At 69.8% G+C, this 19,576-nt stretch carries 17 protein-coding genes and 1 pseudogene; 12 read left to right on the top strand and 6 right to left on the bottom strand.

Annotation, left to right across the window (positions count from 1 at the left end; genetic code table 11):
* The first annotated feature begins 338 nt into the window (after nt 1-338).
* From glpD to P7L68_RS23705, 9 genes are all read left to right on the top strand, one after another.
* Nucleotides 339-1,883, top strand: coding sequence for a glycerol-3-phosphate dehydrogenase (gene glpD, locus P7L68_RS23745; protein ID WP_372002241.1), 1,545 nt, complete (start codon nt 339-341; stop codon nt 1,881-1,883).
* A 178-nt stretch (nt 1,884-2,061) separates the two neighbouring features.
* Nucleotides 2,062-3,606: a glycerol kinase GlpK gene (glpK, locus tag P7L68_RS23740; RefSeq protein ID WP_372002240.1), complete on the top strand. Its 1,545-nt coding sequence runs from the start codon at nt 2,062-2,064 to the stop codon at nt 3,604-3,606.
* Nucleotides 3,607-3,729: 123 nt separating this feature from the next.
* Nucleotides 3,730-4,272, top strand: a complete 543-nt coding sequence (locus tag P7L68_RS23735; RefSeq protein WP_372002239.1) for a tetratricopeptide repeat protein — start codon at nt 3,730-3,732, stop codon at nt 4,270-4,272.
* 130 nt (nt 4,273-4,402) lie between these two features.
* Nucleotides 4,403-5,044, top strand: coding sequence for a DUF6655 family protein (locus P7L68_RS23730; RefSeq protein WP_372002238.1), 642 nt, complete (start codon nt 4,403-4,405; stop codon nt 5,042-5,044).
* A 376-nt stretch (nt 5,045-5,420) separates the two neighbouring features.
* Nucleotides 5,421-7,121 (top strand): potassium-transporting ATPase subunit KdpA, encoded by a 1,701-nt coding sequence (gene kdpA, locus P7L68_RS23725; RefSeq protein WP_372002236.1) that lies wholly within the window; start codon nt 5,421-5,423, stop codon nt 7,119-7,121.
* 14 nt (nt 7,122-7,135) lie between these two features.
* Nucleotides 7,136-9,184 (top strand): potassium-transporting ATPase subunit KdpB, encoded by a 2,049-nt coding sequence (kdpB, locus tag P7L68_RS23720; protein ID WP_372002234.1) that lies wholly within the window; start codon nt 7,136-7,138, stop codon nt 9,182-9,184.
* Nucleotides 9,185-9,213: 29 nt separating this feature from the next.
* Nucleotides 9,214-9,792, top strand: a complete 579-nt coding sequence (gene kdpC / locus P7L68_RS23715; RefSeq protein ID WP_372006937.1) for a potassium-transporting ATPase subunit KdpC — start codon at nt 9,214-9,216, stop codon at nt 9,790-9,792.
* A 29-nt stretch (nt 9,793-9,821) separates the two neighbouring features.
* Entirely contained in the window at nt 9,822-12,563 is a 2,742-nt protein-coding gene (locus P7L68_RS23710; RefSeq protein WP_372002232.1) for a DUF4118 domain-containing protein, read from the top strand.
* Between the two features lie 21 nt (nt 12,564-12,584).
* Entirely contained in the window at nt 12,585-13,316 is a 732-nt protein-coding gene (locus P7L68_RS23705) for a response regulator (protein ID WP_372002230.1), read from the top strand.
* Between the two features lie 63 nt (nt 13,317-13,379).
* On the opposite strand, the pseudogene P7L68_RS23700 reads toward P7L68_RS23705, so the two are convergent.
* The 6 genes and pseudogenes from P7L68_RS23700 to P7L68_RS23675 form a co-directional block, all read right to left on the bottom strand.
* A pseudogene (locus tag P7L68_RS23700) lies at nt 13,380-13,661 on the bottom strand (nitrile hydratase accessory protein); the annotation flags it as partial.
* A gap of 107 nt (nt 13,662-13,768) precedes the next feature.
* Complete coding sequence (nthB, locus tag P7L68_RS23695; RefSeq protein WP_372002228.1) at nt 13,769-14,443, bottom strand: nitrile hydratase subunit beta; 675 nt, start codon at nt 14,441-14,443, stop codon at nt 13,769-13,771.
* The gene (nthA, locus tag P7L68_RS23690; protein WP_372002226.1) at nt 14,440-15,114 is read right to left on the bottom strand and encodes a nitrile hydratase subunit alpha; all 675 of its coding nucleotides are present in this window, start codon (nt 15,112-15,114) and stop codon (nt 14,440-14,442) included. Before nthA ends, nthB begins: the two co-directional genes overlap by 4 nt.
* Before the next feature lie 39 nt (nt 15,115-15,153).
* Nucleotides 15,154-16,107, bottom strand: coding sequence for a LysR substrate-binding domain-containing protein (locus P7L68_RS23685; protein WP_372002224.1), 954 nt, complete (start codon nt 16,105-16,107; stop codon nt 15,154-15,156).
* Nucleotides 16,108-16,371: 264 nt separating this feature from the next.
* Nucleotides 16,372-16,722, bottom strand: coding sequence for a hypothetical protein (locus P7L68_RS23680; protein WP_372002222.1), 351 nt, complete (start codon nt 16,720-16,722; stop codon nt 16,372-16,374).
* Between the two features lie 135 nt (nt 16,723-16,857).
* Nucleotides 16,858-17,298: a group III truncated hemoglobin gene (locus P7L68_RS23675; protein WP_372002220.1), complete on the bottom strand. Its 441-nt coding sequence runs from the start codon at nt 17,296-17,298 to the stop codon at nt 16,858-16,860.
* Nucleotides 17,299-17,417: 119 nt separating this feature from the next.
* Between P7L68_RS23675 and P7L68_RS23670 the strand changes: the two genes are divergently transcribed.
* From P7L68_RS23670 to P7L68_RS23660, 3 genes are all read left to right on the top strand, one after another.
* Entirely contained in the window at nt 17,418-18,080 is a 663-nt protein-coding gene (locus P7L68_RS23670; RefSeq protein ID WP_372002218.1) for a murein L,D-transpeptidase family protein, read from the top strand.
* Between the two features lie 8 nt (nt 18,081-18,088).
* On the top strand, nt 18,089-18,913 hold the full coding sequence (locus P7L68_RS23665; protein WP_372002216.1) for a DUF2272 domain-containing protein: 825 nt from the start codon (nt 18,089-18,091) through the stop codon (nt 18,911-18,913).
* A 129-nt stretch (nt 18,914-19,042) separates the two neighbouring features.
* Nucleotides 19,043-19,561, top strand: a complete 519-nt coding sequence (locus P7L68_RS23660; RefSeq protein ID WP_372002214.1) for an arsenate reductase ArsC — start codon at nt 19,043-19,045, stop codon at nt 19,559-19,561.
* Nucleotides 19,562-19,576 lie beyond the last annotated feature (15 nt).

The raw sequence follows: 19,576 nt of genomic DNA, 5'->3' as shown, positions 1-19,576 counted from the left end.
GGCCGTGCGGGCGTCAGACCTTCCGGCGGCTGATTTTTTCGAGATAAGCCGAGACGAGCAGGGCCATGGCGGGATGAGTTCCGGTCATGATGTCCAGGGAGCGCCACTATGCCCGGCAGGGGCGGGGGCCGCAACAGGGGGATGTGGCCGCACCGGCGGCGATCGCATCGGCCCGTGCCGGACGGGCTTGCAGGCCGTGCAGGGCAGCCCCCGGAGATCTTCCGTTCTGTTTCGTTTGAAGTTTCACTTCGGTGCGAACATATTTCGTTTGACGGGGCGGCGCGGGTGATCCGCGGCTTGCCCAGAGCGACCCGACCGGTTGCAGAGGGGCTTCGACGATGTCCGGGCATGTGTACGATCTTGCGGTGATCGGCGGTGGCGTGAATGGCTGCGGCATCGCCCGCGATGCCGCCGGCCGCGGGCTGGATGTGGTGGTGGTGGAAAAGGGCGATCTTGCCGGTGCCACCTCGTCGGCCAGCACCAAGCTGATCCATGGCGGGTTGCGCTATCTGGAGCATCGTGAATTCCGGCTGGTGCGCGAAGCCCTGCAGGAACGGGCGGTGCTGCTGGATGCGCTGCCGCACATCGCCTGGCCGCTGCGGTTCGTGCTGCCCCATCATCGGGGCCTGCGGCCGCGCTGGATGATCCGGCTGGGGCTGTTCATCTATGACCATCTGGCGGGGGCCAATGGCGGGCGGCCCAAGCTGCCGGGAACCCGCCGCCTGGACCTGTTGCGGGATCCGGCCGGTCTGCCGCTGAAGGACGCGTATCGCACCGCTTTCGAATACTCCGATGCCTGGGTCGATGATGCCCGGCTGGTGGTGCTGAACGCGATCGATGCACAGGAATGCGGGGCCCGCATTCTGACCCGCACCGAATTCACCGCGGCCGATCGCGGTGCCGACCTCTGGACGCTGTCGCTGCGCGATGTTGAAACGGGCCGGATCTCGGCCATCCGTGCCCGGGCCGTGGTCAATGCCGCCGGCCCCTGGGTCGCCGAAACCCTGGTCGACCGGCTGAAGGTGAAGACGCCCGAGCGGGTGCGCCTGGTGCGGGGCAGCCATATCGTGGTGCCGAAACTGTTCGATCACGACCGCGCCTATATCTTCCAGAATGCCGACAGCCGCATCGTCTTCGCCATCCCCTACGAGGACGACTTCACCCTGATCGGCACCACCGATGCCGACCACAAGGGGGACCCCGGCCGGGTCGCGATCACGCCCGAAGAGGTCGACTATCTCTGTCGCGCCGTTTCGGGCTATTTCCGGCGCCCGGTCACGCCCGATATGGTGGTGTGGACCTATTCCGGCGTCCGCCCGCTCTATGACGACGGGGCGAGCAAGGCGCAGAAGGCGACCCGCGACTACGTGCTGACGGTCGATACCGCGGCGGCGCCGGTGATCAGCGCCTTTGGCGGCAAGATCACCACCTATCGCCGCCTGGCCGAGGCGGTTCTGGCGAAGCTGGGGCCGCTTCTGCCCGCGCGCGGCGATGGTCGCGTGCTGCGCGGTCCCTGGACCGCGGATGCGCCGCTGCCCGGCGGGCGCCTGCCCGAGGGTGGCGTGGAGGCGCTGGTCCGGAGCCTGGCGCTCAGCCACCCGGTGCTGGACGAGCGGACCCGCCGCCGCCTGGCCCGTGCCCATGGCGGCCGGGTGTACCGCGTCATCGGTGATGCCGCGGCCGACCCGTCGGCGCTGGGAGAGCATTTCGGAGCCGGGCTCTACGCTCGTGAGATCGCCTGGCTGATGGATCATGAATGGGCGCGCACGGCAGAGGATGTGCTCTGGCGGCGCACCAAACTGGGTCTCAGGATCGATGAAGCGGGTGCCCGCCGGCTCGACGCCTGGATGCAGGCCCGCCGCGCAGCACGTCTTGCCGCGTGAGCGTGCCTTTGAAGCATAGCGGTGTCCGGCCAGCGGGCACCGCCGGACTTGCCGGGGCCCCGTTCCCCGGCCCAAACTGACGCCTGAAACGACCGGGGCGGCCCAAGCCCCGGCGTGCCGGGCGTGCGGGGGAGCATTCGCATGGCCGGCACAGCTTCCGAGGAGGATCGCCGTCCCCATGCCCGCCACCCGCAAAGATGATGTCGCCCGCAAGGATGATGTTGCCCGTGAAGGTCTGATCCTGGCACTCGACCAGGGAACCACCTCGACGCGCGCCATGCTGTTCAATCGCGCCATGCAGGTGGTCGCGACCGACCAGCAGGAGTTTCCCCAGCACTTTCCCGCCTCGGGCCATGTCGAACACGACGCCGAGGATCTGTGGCGGACCAGCGTCGAGACCATGCGTGGCGCGCTGGCGAAGGCTGGTGTCGGCGCTGCGGCGCTTGCCGGTATCGGCATCACCAATCAGCGCGAAACCACGGTGGTCTGGGATCGCGAGACCGGGCGGGCCATCCACCCGGCGATCGTCTGGCAGGACCGGCGCACGGCGCGGATCTGCGCCGATCTGAAGCGCGACGGGCATGAACAGCTGGTCCGCGACCGCTCGGGCCTGCTGCTCGACCCGTATTTTTCGGCGACCAAGGCCTCGTGGATCCTGGACAAGGTGCCGGGCGCCAGGGCGGCGGCGGAGGCGGGCAAACTCGCCTTCGGCACGGTCGATGCCTTCCTGATCTGGCGGATGACCGGCGGCCGGGTGCATGCGACCGACGCGACCAATGCCTCGCGCACCATGCTCTACGACATCCATCGCGGCGCCTGGTGCCCGGATCTGTGCAAGGTCTTCGGGGTGCCGATGGGCATGCTGCCCGAGGTGCGCGACAGCGCCGGCGATTTCGGCGAAACCCTGCCCGACCTGCTGGGTGTATCGGTGCCGATCCGCGGTGTCGCCGGCGACCAGCAGGCGGCCACCACCGGCCAGGCCTGTTTCAAGCCGGGCATGGTCAAGGCGACCTATGGCACCGGCTGCTTCGCCCTGCTGGTCACGGGCAATCAGTCGGTGCGGTCCCGCAACCGGCTGCTGACCACGGTGGCGCTGCAGCTGAACGGCCGGCGCAGCTATGCGCTGGAAGGGTCGATCTTCGTGGCCGGTGCCGCAGTGCAGTGGCTGCGCGACGGGCTTGGGCTGATCGAGACCTCCGCCCAGACCGAGGTGCTGGCGGCAGAGGCCGATCCGGCGCAGAGCGTCTATCTGGTGCCGGCCTTCACCGGCCTTGGCGCGCCGCATTGGGATGCCGATGCCCGTGGTGCGATGTTCGGCCTGACCCGGGCCACCGGCCCGCGCGAGATTGCGCGCGCGGTGCTGGATTCGGTCGCCTATCAGACCCGCGATCTGGTCGAGGCGATGCGCGGTGATTGGGAAGGTGCCGGGTTTTCCGAAACCGTGCTGCGCGTCGACGGCGGCATGGTCGCCAGCGACTGGCTGATGCAGCGTCTGGCCGACATGCTGGCGACCCCGGTCGATCGGCCGAAGCTGCGCGAGACCACGGCCATGGGGGCGGCCTACCTGGCCGGCCTCGCCACCGGCGTCTATCCTGAGCCGGATGTCTTCGCCGAAGGCTGGGCGCTGGACCGGCGCTTCGAGCCGGGCATGGCAGAGGCGGAGCGTGAGCGGCTCTATGGTGGCTGGCAGGATGCCGTGCGCCGCACCCTGACCCGCAGCTGACGCGGGGCGCATCGGCGCGCATATCCGACCGCCCGGCGGGGTGGCGCGAACGGGGGATCCGCCCTATTCTGATGAAGGTGCGGATCCGCCCGTTCACGTTGCCTGACGGGGTGATACCTGACGATGGTCAACGACGTTCTGAAGCTGGTCCTGAGCGGGGCCGAAAGACGACCGTCGCCGGTGATGTCCCGGCGCCTGGATGCCTTGTTCCGCGCCTTGCAGGCGCCCACCGACGATCGCGATCCCGAAGACATCCAGGCCATGATCTGGGCGTTGTGGTGCGAGCATCACGACCCGGATGCGACCCGTGCGCTGTCGCGCGCCATCGATGCCATGGTCGCCGGCCGGCTGGTGGTCGCGGAAGGCGTGCTGGACCGCACCGTGCTGCGCTGGCCCGATTTCGCCGAAGCCTGGAACCGTCGCGCCACGCTCTATTACATGCAGGAACGCGACCAGGAGAGCCTGGAAGACATCCGCACGGCACTTGAGCTGGAACCCCGCCATTTCGGCGCGATCTGTGGCTTTGGTCAGATCTGCATGCGCCGCGGCGACCGCACCGCGGCGCTCGCTGCCTTCGAAACGGCGCTGCGGCTCAACCCCTATCTTGCCAATGTCCGCCAGATGGTCGAGGCTCTGGCCGAGGATCTGCCGCGCACGGTGAACTGACACCGTGATCAATCGGTGAAAAGACGCGCCGCCTGCACGCGATCGAATGGGCAATACTTGAAGATGATGCGCAGATGGGCGAGGTTTCTTCTCGCCCCCGCCCTGTGGCCAATCATCCGGAAGGACCGGTATGCGCGTCGGCAGCCTTGTTGCCTCCCTGATCGCAGCCCTTGCGCTGGCAGCCTGTTCATCCTCACGCGAGAGCCTGCCGGCCAGGACGGCGACCGAGCAGCTTCTGTTGTCTTCGGCGGTTGACAGGGCGGCGCAGGAATTGACCCTGGACCTGCCGCAGGATGCGCCGGTTTTCCTCGACACCACCAATTTCGAAGCGATCGACGGCAAGTATGCGATCGGGGCCGTGCGCGAACAGCTGCTGCGCCGCGGCGCCCGGCTGATGCCGGATCGGGCGCTTGCCGATGTCGTGATCGAGATCCGCTCGGGCGCGCTGTCGATCGATGACGAAAGCTCGCTGCTCGGCCTGCCTGCGATCGACATTCCGGTGCCGATGAGCGATGTCAGCACCCCCGAACTGGCCCTGGTGAAGCGCGACGAACGCCGTGGCACGGTCAAGCTGGCCGCCATCGCCTATGATGCCCATGACGGACGGTTCGTCGATGCCACCGGCCCGGTCTATGGCTATTCCCACATCACCGACTGGACGGTTCTGGTGTTCTCGTGGACCAGCAGCGACATCCTGCCGGAAGAGGAACACGTGCCGGCGATCACCGCCAGCCTCCGGGATTTCGGCCTGGCGAGTGCGCCGGGAGAATAGCCCCCGCCGGCGGGCCTTCCAGGGAATTTTTACGCCCCGTTTATGCAGTCCGACCAGGATCGCCATCGCGATTTTACGGCCGTCGGGCCGACACTCCATCCTGACGGGAGCGTCCTGTGATGGTCGCTCCGCACATCAAGGACCGGAGCCATGATGGACCTTCTGATGCTGGCGCTGGGATCCGGGCTGTTCGGCCTGGCAGCTCTCGCGGCCGTCGGGATCGCACGGCTATGACCCCCCTGCCTGAACCGGGGCTGGTCGATCTGATCGGGCTGATCCTGGGCGGCCTGGCCGTGGCGGCGCTGGCTGCCTGGCTTGCCGCCGTGCTGATGCGCCCCGATCGCTGATCCCGCCCAGACACGGATCCTGCCACCCCATGACATCCCTGGATTTCGGGCGGATCGCGCTCTATCTCGCGATCCTGGCCCTGATCGCGGTGCCGCTCGGCCGCTGGACGGTCGCCGCCGCATCTCCTTCCGGCCGTTTGGGCCGCATCTTCGCGCCGGTCGAGGCCGGCATCCTCAACCTGTCGGGCGTGCGTGCCGGCCGCGAGAGCAGCTGGCTCGGCTATGCGCTGGGGCTGATCGCCTTCAACTATGCGGGCTTCCTGCTGCTCTACGGGGTGCTGCGCCTGCAGGGCGTCCTGCCCTGGAACCCGGCCGGCATTCCGCCGCTCGATCCGGCACTCGCCTTCAACACCGCGATCAGCTTCGTCACCAACACCAACTGGCAGGCCTATTCGGGGGAGGCGCAGCTGTCTTCCTTCTCGCAGGCTTTCGGGCTGGGGGTGCAGAACTTCCTGTCGGCGGCCACCGGCATTGCGGTGATGGTGGCGCTGGCGCGCGGGTTCGCCCGTGCCGAGACGCCGACCATCGGCTGCCTGACCACCGACGTCACCCGCATCACGCTGCGCCTGCTGCTGCCGCTGGCGATCGCAGTGACCATCCTGCTGGTGCTGCAGGGTGTGCCGCAGGTGATGTCGGGCACGCTCGCCTCCATCGGCCTCGACGGCCATGCCCAGACCATTCCGCTCGGGCCCGTGGCCTCGCAGGTGGCGATCAAGCAGCTCGGTACCAATGGCGGCGGCTTCTACGGCGTCAACTCCGCCCATCCGCTGGAAAACCCGACCGCCTGGTCGAACCTGATCGAGGTGGTGGCGATCCTGGCCCTGCCGGCGGCGATGCCCTTCGCCTTCGGTCGCCTTGCCGGCGACCCGCGCCAGGGTCGGGCGCTGTTCCTGGCCATGCTGATCCCCTTCGCGCTGTTCGTGGGGCTGACCGTCTGGGCGGAGACGACCGGCAACCCGATCCACCACGCGCTGGGCCTCGCCGGCCCCAACATGGAAGGCAAGGAGGTCCGCTTCGGGGCGACCGACAGTGCGATCTGGGCGGCGGCGACCACGGCCGCATCCAACGGCTCGGTCAATGCCATGCATGACAGCTTCACCCCGCTCGGCGGCATGGTCGCCATGATCGGCATGATGCTGGGCGAGGTGATCTTCGGCGGCGTCGGCAGCGGGCTCTACGGGCTGATCATCTTCGCCGTGATCGCGGTGTTTGCCGCCGGGCTGATGGTCGGCCGGACACCCGAATACATGGGCAAGAAGATCGAGGCGCGCGAGATGACGCTGGCGATGCTGGCGCTGATCGGCCTTGCGGTCGCCATGCTGGTGCCCGCCGCCCTGTCGGCCGTGCTGCCCGCCGGCCGGGCGGCCGTGCAGGATGCCGGTCCGCACGGCCTGTCCGAGATCCTCTACGCCTATGCCTCGGCGGCCGGAAATAACGGCTCGGCCTTCGCGGGCTTTGGCGCCACCCGGACCTTCCATGCCATTGCCGTCGGCATCGCGATGATGATCGGTCGCTATCTGCCGGTGGTGGTCGTGCTGGCGATCGCCGGCAGCCTTGCGGCCAAGAAGAAGATCCCGGCCACCGCCGGCACCCTGCCGACCCACGGCCCGCTCTTCATCGGCCTGCTGATCGGCACGGTCGCGATCATCGGCGGCCTCACCTATTTCCCGGCGCTCGCGCTCGGCCCCGTCGCGGAGCATCTGTCCATGCTCCTCGGCCGGACGTTCTGACGGAACCCGCTCCCATGCGTACATCCGAGGACATCCGCCTCGTCGACCCGGCGCTGCTGTCGCGCGCCGCCCGCGAGGCCTTCACCAAACTGTCGCCGCAGGCTCTTGCCGGCAACCCGGTCATGCTGACCACCGCGGTGGTCGCCGCCGTCGCAACCGTCCTTGCCGGGCTGGAGCTCGCAACCGGCGGCCCGCATGGTCCGGTACTGGCGCAGATCTGTCTCTGGCTCTGGGCCACGGTGCTGTTCGGCAACTTCGCCGAGGCACTGGCCGAGGGGCGCGGCCGGGCCCGTGCTGACAGCCTGCGCGCCACCCAGTCCGAGACGCTGGCCAAACTGCTGCCGGGTATGCCCCGTGGCGATGCCCGCATCCACGACTGGCGTGAGGTATCCTCCCGCGATCTCGGCCTCGACGATCTGGTCTATGTCGAGGCGGGCGATATCGTGCCCGCCGATGGCGAGGTCGTCGCCGGCATCGCCTCGGTCGATGAAAGCGCCATCACGGGCGAAAGCGCGCCGGTGATCCGCGAGAGCGGCGGCGACCGCTCCGCCGTCACCGGCGGCACCCGGGTGGTGTCGGATGCGATCGTGGTCCGGGTCACCCAGCGGCCGGGAGAGAGCTTCCTCGACCGGATGATCGGTCTGGTCGAGGGGGCGACGCGGCGCAAGACGCCGAACGAGATTGCGCTCACCATTCTGCTGGTCTCGCTGACGCTCATCTTCCTGATCGTGGTCGCCAGCCTTGAAGCCTTCGCCGCTTTCTCGGGCACGCTGCTTCCGGTCGGCTTCCTGATCGCGTTGCTGGTCACCCTGATCCCCACCACCATCGGTGGTCTGTTGTCGGCGATCGGTATCGCCGGCATGGACCGGCTGATCCGCGCAGGCGTGGTCGCCCGATCGGGCCGTGCGGTCGAAGCGGCGGGCGACGTCGATGTGCTGCTGCTCGACAAGACCGGTACCATCACCTTCGGCAATCGTATGGCCGACGCCTTCCTGCCCCTGCCCGGCGTGGGAGAGGCAAGGCTGGCCGAGATTGCGGCGCTCGCCAGTCTGGGCGACGAGACGCCGGAAGGCCGTTCCATCCTCGACCTCGCCCGCAAGGCCCACGGCTTCCGTGCCGAGGTGGCGGAGGTGGCGCGCCTGGTGGCCTTCACCGCCCAGACCCGGATCTCGGGGGCCGACCTCACCGATGGCCGCCGGGTCCGCAAGGGGGCGGGCGATGCCATCCTGAAACAGGCGAAGGGCAGCGTGCCCCCGCAGCTCGGCCATCTGGTCGATCAGGTCGCGCGCAGCGGCGGCACGCCGCTGGTGGTGGCGGAAGACGACCGGCCGCTGGGTGTCATCCATCTGAAGGATGTGATCAAGCCGGGCATCCGCGAACGCTTTTCCGAGCTGCGCCGGATGGGCATCCGCACGGTGATGATCACCGGCGACAACCCGATCACGGCGGCGGCGATCGCGGCCGAGGCCGGCGTCGACGACGTTCTGGCCGAGGCGACGCCTGAACGCAAGCTGGAGCTGATCCGCGCCGAACAGGCGAAGGGCCGCATGGTCGCGATGTGCGGCGACGGTTCCAATGATGCGCCGGCCCTTGCCCAGGCCGATGTCGGTGTTGCGATGAACGAGGGCACGCCGGCCGCCAAGGAGGCGGCCAATCTGATCGATCTCGACAGCGACCCCACCAAGCTGATCGAGGTGGTGATGGTCGGCAAGCAGCTGCTGGTCAGCCGCGGCGCCCTCACCACCTTCTCGATCGCCAATGACGTGGCGAAATATTTCGCCATCGTCCCGGCGCTGTTCGCGGGCGTCTATCCGGCGCTGGGGGCGCTCGACGTCATGCAGCTTTCAAGCCCCGAAAGCGCGATCCTCTCGGCGGTCATCTTCAACGCCCTGATCATCGTGGCGCTGGTGCCGCTGGCGCTCAAAGGCGTTACGGCGCGGGCCGCCTCTGCTGCGGCGCTGCTGCGCCGGAACCTGCTGGTCTATGGTCTGGGCGGGCTGATCGCGCCCTTCATCGGCATCAAGGCGATCGACATGATCGTCTCGGGCCTCGGTCTGGTCTGAGCGAGGGAGACAGTCTTATGCTGCACCCCATGTTGCGCAACATCCGCCGGGCGGTGGTGCCGCTCGCGCTGTTTTCAGGCCTGCTCGGCCTCGCCTATCCGCTGGCCATGACCGGTCTTGCCGGGGCGATCGCACCCCGGCAGGCCGCGGGCAGCCCGGTCACCGATGCGGCGGGCCGGGTGGTCGGTTCGGCGCTGGTCGGCCAGGATTTCACCTCGCCCGGCTACTTCCACGGCCGGCCGTCGGCGGTGGGCTATGATGCGGCGGCCGCCGGCGCCTCCAATCTGGGGCCGACCTCGGCTGCGCTGGCGGCACAGATCGGCGACCGTATCGCCGCGGTTCGGGCGGAGACGGGGGCGGGCGGCGCGATCCCTGCCGATCTGGTGACGGCCTCGGGCTCGGGGCTCGACCCCGATCTCTCGCCCGAAGCGGTGCGGCTGCAGGTCCCGCGGGTGGCGGCCGCCCGGCAGATGGCGCCTGATGCGGTGGAGGCTCTGGTCGCCGCCCATGTCGAGCGGCCCGTGGCCGGGCTGATCGGCTGGCCGCGGGTCAACCTGCTGCGGCTCAACATGGCGCTCGACGCCATGGCCGGCCCCGGGGCAGGCTGATCCTTGAGCCCCGCGCGCGGAGAGCCCGGATGACCAGAGACGCCGACAGACCCGCCCCCGAGGCGCTGATCGAGGATGCGAAGCGCGAGCGCCGCGGCCGGCTCAAGATCTTCCTGGGCGCCGCACCCGGCGTGGGCAAGACCTATGCGATGCTGGAAGAGGCGCAGCGCCGCCGGGCGGAGGGGACCGATGTCGTCGTGGCGGTGGTGGAGACCCATGGCCGGGCCGAAACCGAGGCGCTGCTCCGCGGTCTGGAGGTGATCCCGCGCCGGATCCTGACCCATCGCGGCCGGGCCTTCCCCGAGATGGATCTGGATGCGGTGCTGGCCCGCCGCCCCGCCCTGGCCCTGGTCGACGAGTTCGCCCATACCAACGTGCCGGGGGCGCGCCACGAAAAGCGCTTCCAGGATGTGGCCGAGCTGATCGATGCCGGCATCGACGTGCTGACCACGCTCAACGTCCAGCATCTGGAAAGCCTGAACGACATCGTCCAGCGCATCACCCGCATCCGGGTGCGCGAGACCCTGCCCGACGACGTGCTGGCGATGGCCGACGAGATCGAGCTGATCGATCTGCCGCCCGACGATCTGATCCGGCGCCTGCGCGAGGGCAAGGTCTATCTGGGCGACCAGGCGCGGCGGGCGGTGCTGCATTTCTTCAGCCGCGGCAATCTGACGGCGCTGCGCGAGCTGGCGCTGCGCGCGGCCGCCGAGCGGGTCGATGAAGAGATGATCCGCTATATGCGCGCCCATGCCGTGCCCGGCCCCTGGCCGGCGCGGGAGCGGCTGATGGTCTGTATCGGCACGGGGGCAGAGGCCGAGGCGGTGGTCCGCGCCGGCCGGCGCATGGCCGACCGCGCGCGGCTGCCCTGGATCGCGGTTCATGTCGAGACCGGGGCCGGTGCCGCGTCTGCCGGTGATTACACCCCCCAGGACCGCGCCAACCGGGCACTGAGGCTGGCCGAGCGGCTGGGGGCGGAGGTGACCGTGCTGCCGCGTCCGGTCCATGCCCGGCGGCTGGCCGACGAGCTGGTGGCGCTGGCGCGGGAGCGCAATGTCAGCCGGATCGTGATCGGCCGGGCACCCCGTCGGCCCTGGTGGCGGCGCCTGGGGGCAGGCGGCGGGCTGGCCGAGGCGCTGGTCAGCCGGGCGACCGGCTTCGAATTGACCGTCATCGCCGCCGAGGCGGAGACGACCGCCGCCGCCGCCGAACCCGGCCGTCTGCAGGCGGAGGCCCCGGGTCCGCATTTCGGGCCGCGGGAACTGGCGCTGATCGGCGTGTCGGTGGCCGCCGCCGCCCTGGTCTCGACCCTGGTCGAGATGATCCTGCCCTTGCCCAATGTGTCGCTGGTCTTCCTGATCGCGGTGCTGGTGGTGGCGGTGCGCGGCGGGCTCTGGCCCTCGATCGCGGCCAGCGTGCTCAGCTTCTTCGCCTACAATTTCTTCTTCACCGTGCCCCACCACACGTTTCAGGTGTCGCGGACCGAGGACATCCTGACCATCGTCTTCTTCCTGATCGCGGCGGCGCTGACCGGCAATCTCGCCGGCCGGCTGCGGGAGCGGGTGCAGGCAGAGCGGCAGGCGGCGCGGCGGGTCGGCAATCTGTATGATTTCGCCCGCAAGGCCGCCGGGGCGGCGGATGTCGACGATGTCGCCTGGGCGGTGGTCTCCCATGTCGCGCGCACGCTGCAATGCGATGCGGTGCTGCTGCTGCCGGAACCCGATGGCGGGCTCAGGATCGGCGCCGGCTTTCCCCCTGAGGACCGGCTGACCCCCGCCAACCGGGCGGCGGCGGAATGGGCCTGGCGGCACGAGCGGCCGGCGGGCTGGTCTTCGGACACGCTGCCGGCATCTGACTGGCTGTTCGTGCCGATGAAGGCCGCGCGGGGGCCCGTGGGGCTGGTCGGCGTCTCGTTCGGCGGACGCGACGGCCGGCCGAAACAGCTGGGCCCCGAACAGCGCCGGCTGCTGGAGGCGGTGGTCGATCAGGCGGCGCTTGCCGTCGACCGTACCCTGCTTGCTGCCGATATCGAGCGGGAACGGCTGAAGGGCGAGGCGGATGCCCTGCGGGCGGCCCTGCTCTCATCCATCAGCCATGATCTGCGCACGCCGCTGGTCTCGATCATCGGCGCCGCCTCCAGCCTGAAGAGCCTGGGGGAGGCGCTGGATCCCGGCGCCCGCGGCGAGCTGGCCGACACCATCCACGACGAGGCGAGGCGGCTGGATGCCTATGTCCAGAACCTGCTCGACATGACCCGGCTCGGCCATGGCGCGCTGGCGCTGCGTCGCGACTGGGTGGATCTGACGGAACTGGCCGGGCGGGTGCGCGGCCGGCTGGCCCGGCAGCTGGGCGGGCGGCAGCTGGACGTGGTGGTGCCCGAAGGCCTGCCGCTGCTACATGTCGATGCGGTGCTGATGGAGCAGGTGCTGGTCAATCTGGTCGACAACGCGGTCAAGCATGGCGGGCCGGATGGCCGGATCACCATCGCCGCCGCCCTTGCCGATCGCGGCCGCAGCATCGACATCCGGGTGGAGGATGACGGGCCGGGCATCCCCGAAGCGGATCGGGAGGCCGTGTTCGACATGTTCCACCGGGTGAAGGCTGGCGACAGCCAGCCCGCCGGCACCGGGCTCGGGCTTGCGATCTGTCGCGGCTTCGTCGAGGCTCATGGCGGCACGATCCGTGCCGATGCCGGTGGCCAGGGCACCCGGATCGTGATCCGCCTGACCGTCGCGGAGCCGCCGGCCCCGCCGCCCGAAGATGCCGAGTGACGCCCCCTCATCGGAGAGACGATGCCCGTCGACATGAACACCGCCCGCATTCTGGTGGTCGATGACGAACCCCAGATCCGCCGCTTTCTCAAGATCGCGCTCGGCGCCGCGGGCTTCGAGGTGATCGAGGCGGCGACGGGGGAGGAGGCGGTCCGGGCCGCGGCGACCCGGGCGCCGGCGATGATCGTGCTGGATCTGGGCCTGCCCGATATCGACGGCACCGAGGTGATCGGCCGGATCCGCGACTGGTCGGGCGTACCGATCCTGGTCCTTTCGGTGCGGGCCGACGAGGCGGGCAAGGTGGCGGCGCTGGATCGGGGGGCGGATGATTACGTCACCAAGCCCTTCGGCATCGCCGAACTCACCGCCCGCATCCGGGCGACGCTGCGGGCGCGCGGCACCGCACCGGTCCAGCCGGGCCAGATCCCGGCCGCGCCTGATGACGAGGCGCTGATCCGCATCGGCACCCGGATCACCATTGATCAGCCGCGCCATGAAGTGACGCTCGACGGTCAGCCGGTGAAGCTCAGCCGGCGGGAATACGACCTGCTGCGCATCCTGGCCCGCAATCGCGGCCGGATGATGACCCATGCCCAGCTGCTGCGCGAGGTCTGGGGGCCGGCGCACGAGGCCGATACCCATTATCTGCGGATCTATGTCGGCCATCTGCGCCAGAAGCTGGGCGACGACCCCGCCGATCCGAAGCTGATCGTCAACGAACCCGGCGTCGGCTACCGGCTGGAGGGAGGCTGAGTCGAGGGGCGTTGCGGAATCAACCCCACCATCAACCCACCGGGTTGATGGTGGGGCAGATCAGGCCAGGCCCTTGGCGCGGGTGATGTCTTCCAGTGCGGCCAGCCAGTGATGGTAATAGGTGGTGCCGATATCCGGATCGCCACCCAGCTGGGCGGTGACGATCCGCGCCGACAGGGTCGCCGCCCATTCATTCCAGCTGAACAGGCCGGCCTCGTGCAGCGACACCACCAGGGCGAAAGCCTGGGCTTCCCAGGGCTCGCGGAAGACCGGCCCCCCGGCATCGGCCGGCTGGCCCAGCAGCAGGGGCGGTACCGGCCTGGCCGCGGGCGGTGTGCAGGTGATGCCATGGGCGTCGACATCCGGGGTGCCGGCTGTCGCGGGGCGGGCGGCGCCGGCCGGGACCACGGTGATCGGGCGCGGGGTTGAGGGGGGTTGATGCTCCATCGCCATCATGCCGGCTCCAGATAGTCGTCCCACAGATCCGCATGGACGCAGTCATTGGGATGGGCGGTTTCGCCCCAGAGGTCGCGAGCGGCGAAGCGCACCGCATAACAGGGCTGGGGATCCTCGCCGCGGCGGGCGGCGGCGGCATCCGGCAGCACGAAATCGCCGTGCAGGCGCTCGATCGTGCCCACACGGCCGCGCACATAGCGCGGCGCCCTGGTGTGGGCCAGCGTATTGATATCCCGGACTTTCACCCGGTCGCCGGCCGTGAAGCGGGCAGGGCGGCCGCTGCCGTCCCGGCGGGCGCTGGCGCCACGCGCCAGGATGGCGGCCGCCTGGGCCGCATCAGGGGCGGGTTTGAGGTCCGCGGGCAGGGCCGGGGCGGCCGGATCAGGCACCCCCGTTTCAAATTCAGCGTCGATGGCGAGGCCATGGCGGACCATCAACCTTTCCAGCCCGCGCAGCCAGATCTCGTAGTAGCTGCTGGTCAGATAGACCGGCGGCGGCAGGCTTTCGCGGGCATGGCGGGCCTCGTCGATCGACCAGCGGCCCAGGAAGCCGACGGCCAGCGTCACCGCCAGGGCGCGCGCTTCCCAGGGGGCATGGAAGACCGGCTCGTTCGCTTCGATGCCGATCGGGCCGAAGCCCATCATGCCGCCCAGATCCTGTGCCCCGTTCATGGCCGCAGCTCCGCGGGCTGATCGGCCAGACGGGTGACGCCGATCATCGAATCGCGGGTGACGATCGCGGCCAGCCGCTCCTCGTCCCAGCCCTCGGTGCCGGCGGGGCGCTGGGGCAGGACCAGATAGCGGAGTTCGGCGGTGCTGTCCCAGACCCGGAGTTCGACCTCGTCGCCGATGGTGCAGCCGAATTCGGCCAGCACGCCGCGCGGGTCCAGCACCGCACGCGACCGGTAGGGGGCGGATTTGTACCAGACCGGCGGCAGGCCCAGCACCGTCCAGGGGTAGCAGGAGCAGAGCGTGCACACGACCATATTGTGGACCTGGTCGGTGTTCTCCAGCACCACCATGTCCTCGCCCTGGCGGCCGGTGAAGCCGAACTCGGCGATGGCGGCCGTGGCATCGCTCAGCAGCCGGGCCTTGTAGGCGGGATCGGTCCAGGCGCGGGCGACCACGCGGGCACCGTTGCGCGGCCCGACCCTGCTTTCATAGGTGTCGACGATCAGGTCGAGCGCCGCCGGATCGACCAGCCCCTTGGCCACTGCCAGGGCCTCGATCGCTTTCACCCGTTCCGCCATGGGCGAGGTGGGGGCCGCATGCGCGTGCCCCCGCCCGTCATGTCCGTGATCATGGTCATGATCATGGGCATGGTCATGATGATCGCCTGCCATCCTGTCCTCCCTGGGCGTCGTTTCCGTGCGCGGTTCCGTTCAGTCGACGGTAGGCCGCTCCGGTATGCGGCGCAAGTCGCTGCCCGGCAGTGTGGACCGGCCGGGCAGCCCGTCATCGGCCGTCATCGCCTGTTCAAGCCAGGCGGCGACGCGCTCGATCTCGGGCCGGTCGGCCGCACTTTCCCCGTGGATCAGCCAATAGGCGTCGGTCCAGGGCACGGCGGTGGCGAACAGCCGGGCCAGACGGCCGGCGGCGATATCGGTTGCGACCATGCGGTTCGGCGCCAGCGCCACGCCATGACCGGCGATGGCCGCGCCGATCAGATGGTCGTGATCGCCCAGAACCGGGCCGCGCGGCGGTTCGGCCCGCGAAATGCCGGCGCTGCGGAACCACAGATCCCAGGCATCGTCAGGGCCGCGCAACAGCCGGTAGCGCAGCAGGGCTTCGGGCGCCGCCGGCCGGCCGGCCCGGGCCAGATAGACCGGGGCGGCGACCGGCACCAGCATGTCGCCGGCCAGCCGGTCGACCCGCTCGCTGCTGCGCGGCCGCGCCCCGATCCTCAGGATCAGGTCGGGCGGCGGGGCATCGCCATCGGGGGCGCCCTCCACCATCAGATGCGGCTCGATGCCGGGGACGGCGGTTTCCAACTCGTCCATGCGTGGCAGCAGCCAGCGGGTGGCGATCACCGCAGGTGCCGCGATGCGAACCGGCTCGGCCGGCAGGCCGTCCAGCTCCACCAGTCCGCGGGCGAGCAGGTCGAACATTTCGCGAGAGGTGGCATAAAGCCGCCGCCCATGCTCGGTCAGCACCACCTTGCGGTGCAGCCGGCGGAACAGCCGCATGCCCAACCGGTCTTCCAGATCGCGGATCCGGTGGCTGATGGCGCCGTCGGTGAGGTGCAGTTCCTCGGCGGCGCGGGCGAAACTCTGATGGCGGGCGGCAGCCTCGAAGGCGTGCAGGGCACCCAGGGGGGGAAGGCGACGGCGTGACATTGGCAGGACGCTCCGGATCTGGCGTCGACCAGGCGGCATCCGCTGGGCCTCTGGGGCAGCGCGGGGCGGGCAGGGGCGTGCGGTCCGCATCGTGGGATCACGATGATGGTCCGGCCAGCCTGTCCGTACCATCCGCGGCCGGCCCGGCAATCCGTCTCTCCATCAAGGGAAACGGGATAACCGGACCAGCGGCCTCAGGCGGATGCCGGGTCGAAGGCGGTCTGACTGACGGATAAGGGGAGCTTGGGCCGGAACCGACCGCACTCAGGCGGCGCGGGGTACTCCGGAACGGGCGGAGGCCGGCGGCGTGATGGCGCCATGCCGGGCGATCGGGGTGGCAGCGTGCTGCGGATGCATCACGGTACCACCCGGTCGCTTGTCATCTTTGCCGCGGCGACCGTCGAGGTCGAACTGGCGGCGCGAAATGGAGCCTCCATCGGCATGGTCGGCCTGCCAGCCGCCAAACCAATTGCGGTCGCGACCCTGATTGCGGGCGGCCTGCACGGTCATCACGGTCACGGCGGCACCAAGGGCGACGGTCGCGATGGTGGTCGCGGTCACGCTGGTGGCGGTGGCGGTGCGAGCGGGCGAAGCGGCGGCGATCAGGGCGGACATGTCGGCGATCTCCGTATCGGCACGCGGGCCGGGACGAAGTGTCCGGGCCGGGGTGCGGCTAGAGCCGGGCAAAGGATGCGCCGAAATGTCGCGCAATCCAACCCCGAATCCGTTGATCCTGCGGCGATTTGATCCTTATGCCCGGCCTGCTGTGTCCTCGGGGTCGCGTGCCGCCCCCACGGTCGGGTGGCCGCCGGCAAGGGCGGCAGCCATCCGTTCGGCCTTGTCGATCATCAGTACCGCCGCCACCGGCGGGCAGGTGCGGATCGCGGTCTCGCGCCAGATCGCCAGCCAGCGGTGGAAATGGCCCGGCGTCAGCTCGGGCATCGCCGCATGGGTGCGCATCGGATTGCCTTTGTAGCTGCCGTCATGGAACAGCACCGAGCGCCAGAACCCCACCACCCGCGCGATATGCCCGGGCCAGGCATCATCTGCGACCCGGGCGAAAACCGGTGCCAGCATCTCGTCATGCCGGGCCCGGTCATAAAAGGCGGCGACCAGCCGTTCCAGGGTGGCGGGATCGACCGGGCTGTCGGTGACGGCCGGGCGCTGGCGGATGGGCGGGGGCATGGTCATGGACGGGCTCGCGAGGGCTGCGGAAGAGGCGTGGGACGGCGGCATGCGATTGGGGCCTTGCCCCCTGTCGCGTTGCAACGTAAACCATTGTGGGGCCAAGGGGACAGACGGAAAACCCGATGACGGATCTGAAGGATCAGAAGCATGGTGTCCGGCCCGCGCCGGACGTGCAGGGACGGCGGCGTTTCCTGCGCTTCGGTGTGGCCGGAATCGTGGCGGGCACCGGGCTGCTGGCCGGTTGCGAGGCGCGCGCACCCCGCCAGATGACGGTGATCGAGCCGGCGCCGATGCCCGAAACCCTCCCGCCGCAGGAGGTGGTGCCGGGCATGCCGCTCTTCCCGACCCGGGCGGTGCTCAGCAAGATGGAGCGGACGCTGGTCTTCTTCGACGGCGACCGCGAGGTGAAGCGCTATTCGGTCGCCATCGGCCGCGGCGGTCCGGGGCCGAAGCGGGAGGAAGGCGACGCCCTGACCCCCGAGGGCCGCTATCACATGATGCCGCCGGGCCGCGAATCGCTCGACGGCTTCCGCTGGTTCATCCCGATCAGCTATCCCAATGCCGAGGACAAGGCGCGCGCCGCCGCGGCCGGCGGGCGGCTGAAGCTGGGGGGCGCGATCGGTCTGCACGGTACCGGCGACGGCCCGTGGGAGAGCATCCATGCCCGCGGCGACCGCAGCTGGACGCTCGGTTGCCTGGCGGTCACCAATCAGGAAATCGACGAGATCCGCGAAATGATCTCGTATAACGGCCGCCGCCCGTTCCCGATCGACATGCGGGCCTGAGCCCGGCCATGGACCGGCGGCTGCGGATCCTGCCCGGCCTGATCGCCAGCCTCGCGCTTGCGGCCTGCGCGGGCGGCGACATTCCGGGGCCGGATGCGCCGCGGGCGGCGCCTCTGGTCTGTGCGGCGGAGCCGCCGCCCGGCGGTATGGTTGCGGCCATGGTCGGCGTGGCCGAAGGCGAATGGCGGGCCTTCGGCAGCCCGGTGATCGACTTCCGTGGCGGTGCCCCGTCGCTGAACCCCCCCGGCCTGGACGAGACCGACAGCCGTGTGCGCGGCCGGCTGCAGCTCTATTGGCGTGCCGCTGCCGACGATCACGGCCTGAAGATGGGGGCGTCCGACGTGCCCGAGCTTTCGCCCTGGTCGGCCGCCTTCATCTCCTATGTCGCCTGCATGGCGGGCATTTCACCCGCCGATCTGCCGCCGGCCTCGCGGCATCTCGATTATGTCGATCATGTGATCTTCCGCGCGCTGGGCCGGCAGGGCGATCTCACCGCCCGTTTCGTGCCGGCCGACCCGCATCAGACCTCGATACGGCCCGGCGATCTGCTTTGCGCCGATCGTGGCCGATCGGAAGGCGAGCCGGAACTCGATGACTGGCAGCAGCGCGCCCGCGAGGTGCTGGACGCCCGCGCCCGCGGTTGGGATACGCGGCCGCGTGGCATGCATTGCGACCTGGTGGTCAGGGTTGCACCCGGCACGATCGCGGCCATCGGCGGCAATGTCCGCGACCGGGTGGCGATGAGCCTGTTTCCGGCCGATGCCGCGGGACGGCCGATTCCGGTCAAGGGGACGCCGCATTGGTTCGTGACCCTGGCGGCGGTGGATCACTGACCGCATATCTGTTGCAGTTTCATCCAGCAGTCACCATACGGTCACGGACTGGTCCGGGCCCGAGCGGCAGGATCTGCGGATCTGCGGGCCCGAAGGGCCCGCGATGCTCCAGCGGATCCGAGGTTTCTGATGAGCGACGCTGCGCCCACTGCTGACCGCATTCACAACGTTCTGTTCCTCTGCACCGGCAATGCCGTGCGCAGCCTTATGGCCGAGGCCCTGCTCAATCATCTGGGCAGGGGGCGTTTCCGGGCCTACAGCGCCGGCAGCCATCCGGCCGGTGCCCCCGATCCGCTGGCGCTGGCCCTGCTCGAACGGTCGCGCATTCCGACCGAAGGGCTGCGGTCCAAGAGCTGGGACGAGTTCCGTGGCCCCGACGCGCCGCGTTTCGATTTCGTGTTCACCGTCTGCGATCAGGCGCGCGAGGTCTGCCCGGCCTGGCCCGGCCAGCCGATGACGGCCCATTGGGGCGTGCCCGATCCGTCGGCCGTCGAAGGCACCGATGCCGAGCGCGCCCTGGCGGTGGCCGAGGCCTTCCGCATGCTCAATACCCGCATCGGCATCTTCGCCAACCTCTCGATCGCAGCTCTCGACCGTCTGTCGCTGCAGAAGCGCATCGACGATATCGGCGACACTGCCGCGGCCTGACGGGCAGATCACCCG

The organism is Tistrella mobilis, assembly GCF_041468085.1.
In the GTDB taxonomy this organism is placed as follows: domain Bacteria; phylum Pseudomonadota; class Alphaproteobacteria; order Tistrellales; family Tistrellaceae; genus Tistrella; species Tistrella mobilis_A.
This window is presented reverse-complemented; position numbering and strand designations above follow the sequence as displayed.